Here is a 5,917-nt window from a genome sequence, read left to right on the forward strand (position 1 = left end):
TCACGTGCCGCAAAAACACCATGGATTGAGCCGCCAAACGACCTTGAACACTCGCAAAAACAGCGGTTTATGGATGCGCACTAGTCTAACAACGGGCCTTTGTGAGATGCGCTCAGCTGAGTTCTTGGGCGAGTCCGATAAGAAGCCCTTCAGGCCCGCGGATGTAGCAGAGCCGATACGCGTCTTTATACTGGACGACTTCGCCTACGAGCTGCGCGCCGCGATTGCGGAGCCTTTCAAGCGTCTCGTCGAGGTCGTCCACGGTGAACATGACGCGGAGGTAGCCCAAGGCGTTGACCGGGGCGTTCCGGTGATCTGCGACAACAGGCGGCGTGAGGAAGCGGGATAGCTCGAGCCGGCCGTGGCCGTCCGGCGTGCGCATCATGGCAATCTCGACGCGCTGATCGCCCAGTCCAGTGACACGTCCGGCCCATTCTCCTTCGATCGTGGCCCGCCCTTCGAGCTCGAGGCCGAGCTCGCGAAAGAAATCAATCGCCCCTTCGAGGTCATCGACGACGATTCCTACGTTGTCCATCCGTTTGAGCGCCATGTGTCCAATCTACAAGGCGTCGTCTGGACCGTAAACTCATGAAACTGCTTGCCAGGTGAGCAAGTGGTTGATTCAGGGCTCTGGAGGGGAGCCTTGTGATACGTCGCCGGTTTGATCTGACGGATTTTGAATGGTCGCTAATCGAGCCATTGCTGCCGCAAAAAAGAGCCGGGGCGTTGCGCGGGTCGACGACCGGCAGACTTTACACCGCCTCCACCTGCAGTTCACCGCCCTTCGCCGCCACCACGCGCACCCTCGTGCCGGCCGGAAGGTCGGGGCCGGAGACGCGCCACAGCGTGTCGCCCAGGCGAATGCGACCGCGGCCTTCGGTGATCGGCTCTTCAAGGGCCGCGGTGCGGCCGACGAGCTGCTTGGCCCGCTGGTTGAGCAGGGGTTCGTCCGTTTCCTCCCCCCGCCGCGCGTCCATCAGCTTCTTGCCGATATAGACCGAAGCGAGCGACAGCGCGAGGAAGACGAGAACCTGTATCTGCCAGCTCCAGAAGGCCATGCTCCAGAGCTGGAGCGACAGGGCGCCGGTGAGGATGGCGGCAATCCCGATCCACAGAAGGAAGGCGCCGGGAACCAGTATCTCCAGCGCCAGAAGCACGAAACCCAGGAGCATCCAGTTCCAGGGGCCCAGCTCGCTCAGGATACTCATCAGCATGGCGGGCCTCCGTTCAGCCGCGGTCCGGTCCGACGGCGGGCGGGCGCGCCGGGGAGGCAGGGCGGACGGTCTTGCCGTCCTCGCCGAAGACATCGCGGGCAATCGCGCCGATGCCGCCCAGCGTGCCGATGAGCGAGGAGGCCTCGAAAGGCATCAGCACGATCTTGTTGTTGGTCGAGGAACCGATCTTCGCCAGCGCTTCGGTGTATTTCTGGGCGACGAAGTAGTTCACCGCCTGCACATCGCCCTGGGCGATCGCTTCCGAGACCACCTGGGTGGCGCGCGCCTCGGCCTCGGCTGCGCGCTCGCGCGCCTCGGCGTCGCGGAAGGCGGCCTCGCGGCGGCCCTCGGCCTCCAGGATCTGCGACTGCTTCAAACCCTCGGCTTCGAGGATCTGCGCCCGCTTGTTGCGCTCTGCCATCATCTGGCGGGCCATGGATTCGACCAGGTTCGCCGGCGGGTTGATATCCTTGATCTCGACGCGGGTCATCTTGATGCCCCAGGGGCTGGCCGCCTCGTCGACGATGTGCAGGAGCCTTTCGTTGATCGTGTCGCGGTTGGACAGGAGCTCGTCCAGATCCATGGAGCCCATGACCGAGCGGACGTTGGTCATGGTCAGGTTGAGGATCGCGTTCTCCAGCCCGGCCACCTGATAGGCCGCCTGCGGCGCGCTCAAGACCTGGAAGAAGGCCACCCCGTCGACGGCGATGGTGGCGTTGTCGCGGGTGATGATCTCCTGGGTCGGCACATCGAGCACCTGCTCCATCATGTTCATCTTGGCGCCGATGCGGTCGATGAAGGGCACGATGATGTTGAGGCCCGGCGTCAGCGTGCGCGTGTAACGCCCGAAGCGTTCCACCGTGTAGTTATACCCCTGCGGCACCGTCTTGATGCCGGCGAAGAGCAGAAGAAGGACGAGAACGACAAGAACGGGAATGAGAATATCGAAACCTGAAAAAGACATTGGATACTCCTGAAATGCCATTTTGGGCTTGTGGGTGAGGGCGCTGCCCGTCAATTGTGGCGGGAGTGTAGCCTAGCGGTGGACGCGCCGCGAGATGGAAAATGGCAGGCCGCGGGACCTCAAACCCACCCCGAAAGCTCGCGCCGCACCAGCGCTTCGATCACCGCCATCCCTTCCTCGCTGTCGTTGAGGCAGGGGATGTGGGTGAAGTTCACGCCGCCGGCCTCGTGGAAGATCTCGCCCGCCCCGATGGCGATCTCCTCCAGCGTCTCCAGGCAGTCCGAGACGAAGCCGGGGTTGAAGACGGCGATGGACTTCACGCCCTCGCGTGCCAGCCTTTCCACCGTCTTGTCCGTGTAGGGCTGCAGCCACTCCTCCGGCCCGAAGCGCGACTGGAAGCAGGTGAGGAGCTTCTCCTCCCCCCAGCCGAGACGCTGGCGCAGGAGGCGCGAGGTCTCATGGCAATGCTCGCCATAAGGGTCGCCGCGCCGCGCATAGCTTTGCGGGATGCCGTGATAGGAGGCGACGACCACCTCCGGCGTAAAATCGATCGAGGCCAGATGGCGCTCGATGGAGCGCGCCAGCGCGTCGATATAGACGGGCTCGTCATAATAGGCCGGCACGGTGCGGAGCGCCGGCTGAAAGCGCATCTTCGTCAGCGCCTCGAACACCTTGTCGTTCACCGTCGCCGTGGTGGAGGCCGAATATTGCGGATAGAGCGGGAAGGCGACGATGCGCTCGCATCCGCGCTCCATCAGGCTCTTCGTCACCGTCTCGATGGAGGGCTTGCCGTAGCGCATGGCCCAGTCGACGATCACATGCTCGTGGTCCGCCAGCGCCGCACCCAGCTTCTTCCCTTGCGCGCGGGTGAAGGTGCGCAGCGGGGATTCATCGCGCTCGCGGTTCCAGATCTTGGCATAGGCGGCGCCGGATTTCTTCGGCCGCGTGTTGAGCACGATGCCGTAGAGGACCGGATACCAGACAGCGCGCGGCCACTCGATAACGCGCCTGTCCGATAGGAACTCGCGCAGATAACGGCGCATCGGCCAGTAGTCGGTGCCGTCGGGCGTGCCGAGATTGACGAGCAGGACGCCGACCTTGCCGGTGTGGACACGAGGCTGGTCAGAAGAAGGGGAAGTGGTGGCTTTCGGGTCGGTCATACGCGGGGTGGGCTTTCCTTCCAGGCATCGTACCTGGCTTGATCAATCGCGAGGAGGCGGCGCCCCTTCGCGCCCCCCTCTGTCCTGCCGGACATCTCCCCCACAAGGGGGGAGATTGGCCGTCGCAGACGGTTTCGCCTGCATTGCAGTAAAGGCGCCCGCGCCAGTGGCCGGCGCAATCTCCCCCCTCGTGGGGGAGATGTCCGGCAGGACAGAGGGGGGCGCGAAGGGGCGCCCAGTGTCGCCGGAATGTAGTGTTAGCGAAGCCGTTCGCAAATGACGCTTCTGGCCGCATGCAAAACGAATGCCCCGCCCGAAAGGCTGGGCACCGACACTATCCGGCAGGCTATTCGGCCGGCGGCACGTTCAGCGTGGCGCCGACGACGAGGCTGCGCTCGCCGAATTGCGGATTGGCCTCCGCCAGCGTGGACCACTTCTCCGGGTCGCCGTAGAACTTCTGCGCGAGGTCCCAATAGGTGTCGCCGCGCATGATGACATAGGTATTTTCCATGGCGGCCGCGTCCTCGGTGGCGTCCATGGGTTCTTCCGTGGCCGCCATCTCGCCTTCCGTTTCGGCCTCCGGCTCGGCCATCGCGGCTTCGCCGTCGGCCTCTTCCATCGGCTCCTCGGAAGCGGCCATCTCTCCGCCCTCTTCCGTCATGGCGTCGTCCTCGGCCATCTCGGCCGGCTCGTCCTCAGCCATCGCTGCACTGGCTTCCGCGATGCGGCCATCCGTATAGGGCTGGTAGGGCTTGTTCTCGGCCAGATAGTCGGCCACCACCTGTTCCAGTCCCGGCCCGTAGTCATAGGCGTTCTCGGCATTTTCTGCGAAAAGGGCATAGCCGTCGCCGCCGCCGCGCATGAAGTTGTTGGAGGCGATGGTATAGGTGGCGTCGGGGTCGATGGGCGCCCAATCGTCGCCGTCCATGACCTCGACCGAGGTGATGCGGCTGTCGGCCTCGGCAGACGGGTCGAACGTGTAACGCAGGCCCGAGACCTGCGGGAAGCGGCCGGCGCCTTCCTCGAGCTGGCTGACGCCGCTTTCAAGCGAGGCGACGACATCCGCGCCCTTGAGCTGGAAGGTGGCGAGCGTGTTCTGGAAGGGCAGCACCTCCAGCACCTCACCCATGGTCACCTCGCCCGCGTCGATGGAGGCGCGCAAGCCCCCGCCATTGGTGATGGCGAACGCAACGCCCTGGTCCTTGGTGCGCGCCAGCATGGCATCGGTCACCAGGTTGCCCATCTCGCATTCCTTCGCCCGGCAGCTCTCGCGGCTGCCGTCGATGGGGGCGGCCGTCTCGGAGACGACGGTGGTCTTCAATTCCTCGATGGGGCCGGCAAGCTCCTGAACGCGCGCCGCCACCTCTTGATCCGGCTCGATCGCGGCGTCGATCAGAAGCACGTCGCCGGTGGCTTGGCTCACCGTGCCCTCGTCGTCGAAGATCACGTTCAGTTCGCCCAGATACTTGGAATAGGCGTTCGCCTGGACCACCGGCACCCGATAGCCTTCCGGGTTGTCGACAAAAGTGGGATACGGGCCTTCGGCGCCGTCGACGGTGTTGGACAGAAGCGTGTTGGAGTGGCCGCCGACCACCACGTCCACACCCGGGATCTTGGCGATGGCCGCGAGATCCCGCGGGTAGCCGACATGGGTGACCGCGATGATCTTGTTCACGCCTTCCGCCTCAACCGCCTCGACGGCAGCGGTGATCCCCTCGACGTCCTCGATGATGGAGACGTTCTCGCCCGGCGAGGAAAGCTCGGCGGTGTCGTTGGCCACGGCGCCGACGATGCCGATCTTCTCGCCGCCGACGTCGAGGACGACATATTCCTGCACCCGGTCGCCGAGCGCGGAGGCTTCCGTCGCCTTCACGTTGGAGCCGAGCACGGGAAACTCGACCTTACCCAGAAAGGCCGCCAGTCCGTCCTCGCCGTCGTCGAACTCGTGGTTGCCGACCACCATGGCGTCGGTCTCCATGAGGTTCAGGAACTCGGCCTCCACCTCGCCTTTGTAGGTGGTGTAGAAGAGCGAGCCCTGGAAGTTGTCGCCGGCATTCAGGAATAGAACGTTCTCGCCGTCGAGCGCTGCGCGCCGGTCGCCCACCGCCGTGACAAGCCGCGCCGCGCCGCCGAAGCATTCACCGGCGGCATCGTCCTCGGCCGAGCAGGTCGAATCGTATTTGTTAATGGGCTCGATACGGCTGTGCCAGTCGTTGATATGCAGGATATTGAGCGTGTAGTCGGCAAAAGACGGCGCCGCCGACAGCGCCAGAGCCGACGTGCTCAAGGCCAGAACTGCAAATTTTCTCATGATCGTACTCCCGAGTGGCTCCCAGATTATCCCGCTCTACCGCCGCACCATGTCGGTTTCGTAACGTGTTGAGAACATGTTCCCACCGCCTCCAGGGCGATGCAAGAAAAACGTTGCCATTCCGCTCCCTTGGCGGGGATGATGCGCGTTTGGAAGCGTTGTGCAGCCTTCGGACAAGTCGCGCCCCTTCGCGCCCCCCTTGTAACTCAAGCTCCGCCGCATCTGATATACTCATAGTTGCGGTGGCTGGCGGGAGACCGATTCCCCC

5 protein-coding genes and 1 pseudogene are annotated in these 5,917 nt (G+C 64.2%); 1 reads left to right on the forward strand and 5 read right to left on the reverse strand.

What is annotated here, in order from left to right; translation table 11 throughout:
• Positions 1-112: 112 nt before the first annotated feature.
• The gene (locus GM910_RS26625) at positions 113-550 is read right to left on the reverse strand and encodes a VOC family protein (RefSeq protein ID WP_159593875.1); all 438 of its coding nucleotides are present in this window, start codon (positions 548-550) and stop codon (positions 113-115) included.
• A gap of 95 nt (positions 551-645) precedes the next feature.
• Between GM910_RS26625 and GM910_RS27525 the strand changes: the two are divergent.
• Positions 646-758: pseudogene (locus tag GM910_RS27525) on the forward strand (IS5/IS1182 family transposase); the annotation flags it as partial.
• Here GM910_RS27525 and GM910_RS26630 read toward each other — a convergent pair.
• From GM910_RS26630 to GM910_RS26645, 4 genes are all read right to left on the reverse strand, one after another.
• Positions 753-1,214, reverse strand: coding sequence for an NfeD family protein (locus tag GM910_RS26630; RefSeq protein WP_159593877.1), 462 nt, complete (start codon positions 1,212-1,214; stop codon positions 753-755). The pseudogene GM910_RS27525 and the gene GM910_RS26630 sit on opposite strands and share 6 nt — an antisense overlap.
• A 13-nt stretch (positions 1,215-1,227) precedes the next feature.
• Positions 1,228-2,178, reverse strand: a complete 951-nt coding sequence (locus GM910_RS26635; protein ID WP_159593879.1) for an SPFH domain-containing protein — start codon at positions 2,176-2,178, stop codon at positions 1,228-1,230.
• 119 nt (positions 2,179-2,297) lie between these two features.
• Complete coding sequence (gene hemH / locus GM910_RS26640) at positions 2,298-3,338, reverse strand: ferrochelatase (RefSeq protein WP_159593881.1); 1,041 nt, start codon at positions 3,336-3,338, stop codon at positions 2,298-2,300.
• A gap of 346 nt (positions 3,339-3,684) precedes the next feature.
• Complete coding sequence (locus tag GM910_RS26645) at positions 3,685-5,652, reverse strand: 5'-nucleotidase C-terminal domain-containing protein (protein ID WP_425482739.1); 1,968 nt, start codon at positions 5,650-5,652, stop codon at positions 3,685-3,687.
• Positions 5,653-5,917 lie beyond the last annotated feature (265 nt).

Source organism: Chelativorans xinjiangensis (genome assembly GCF_009812055.1).
Lineage (GTDB): Bacteria > Pseudomonadota > Alphaproteobacteria > Rhizobiales > Rhizobiaceae > Chelativorans > Chelativorans xinjiangense.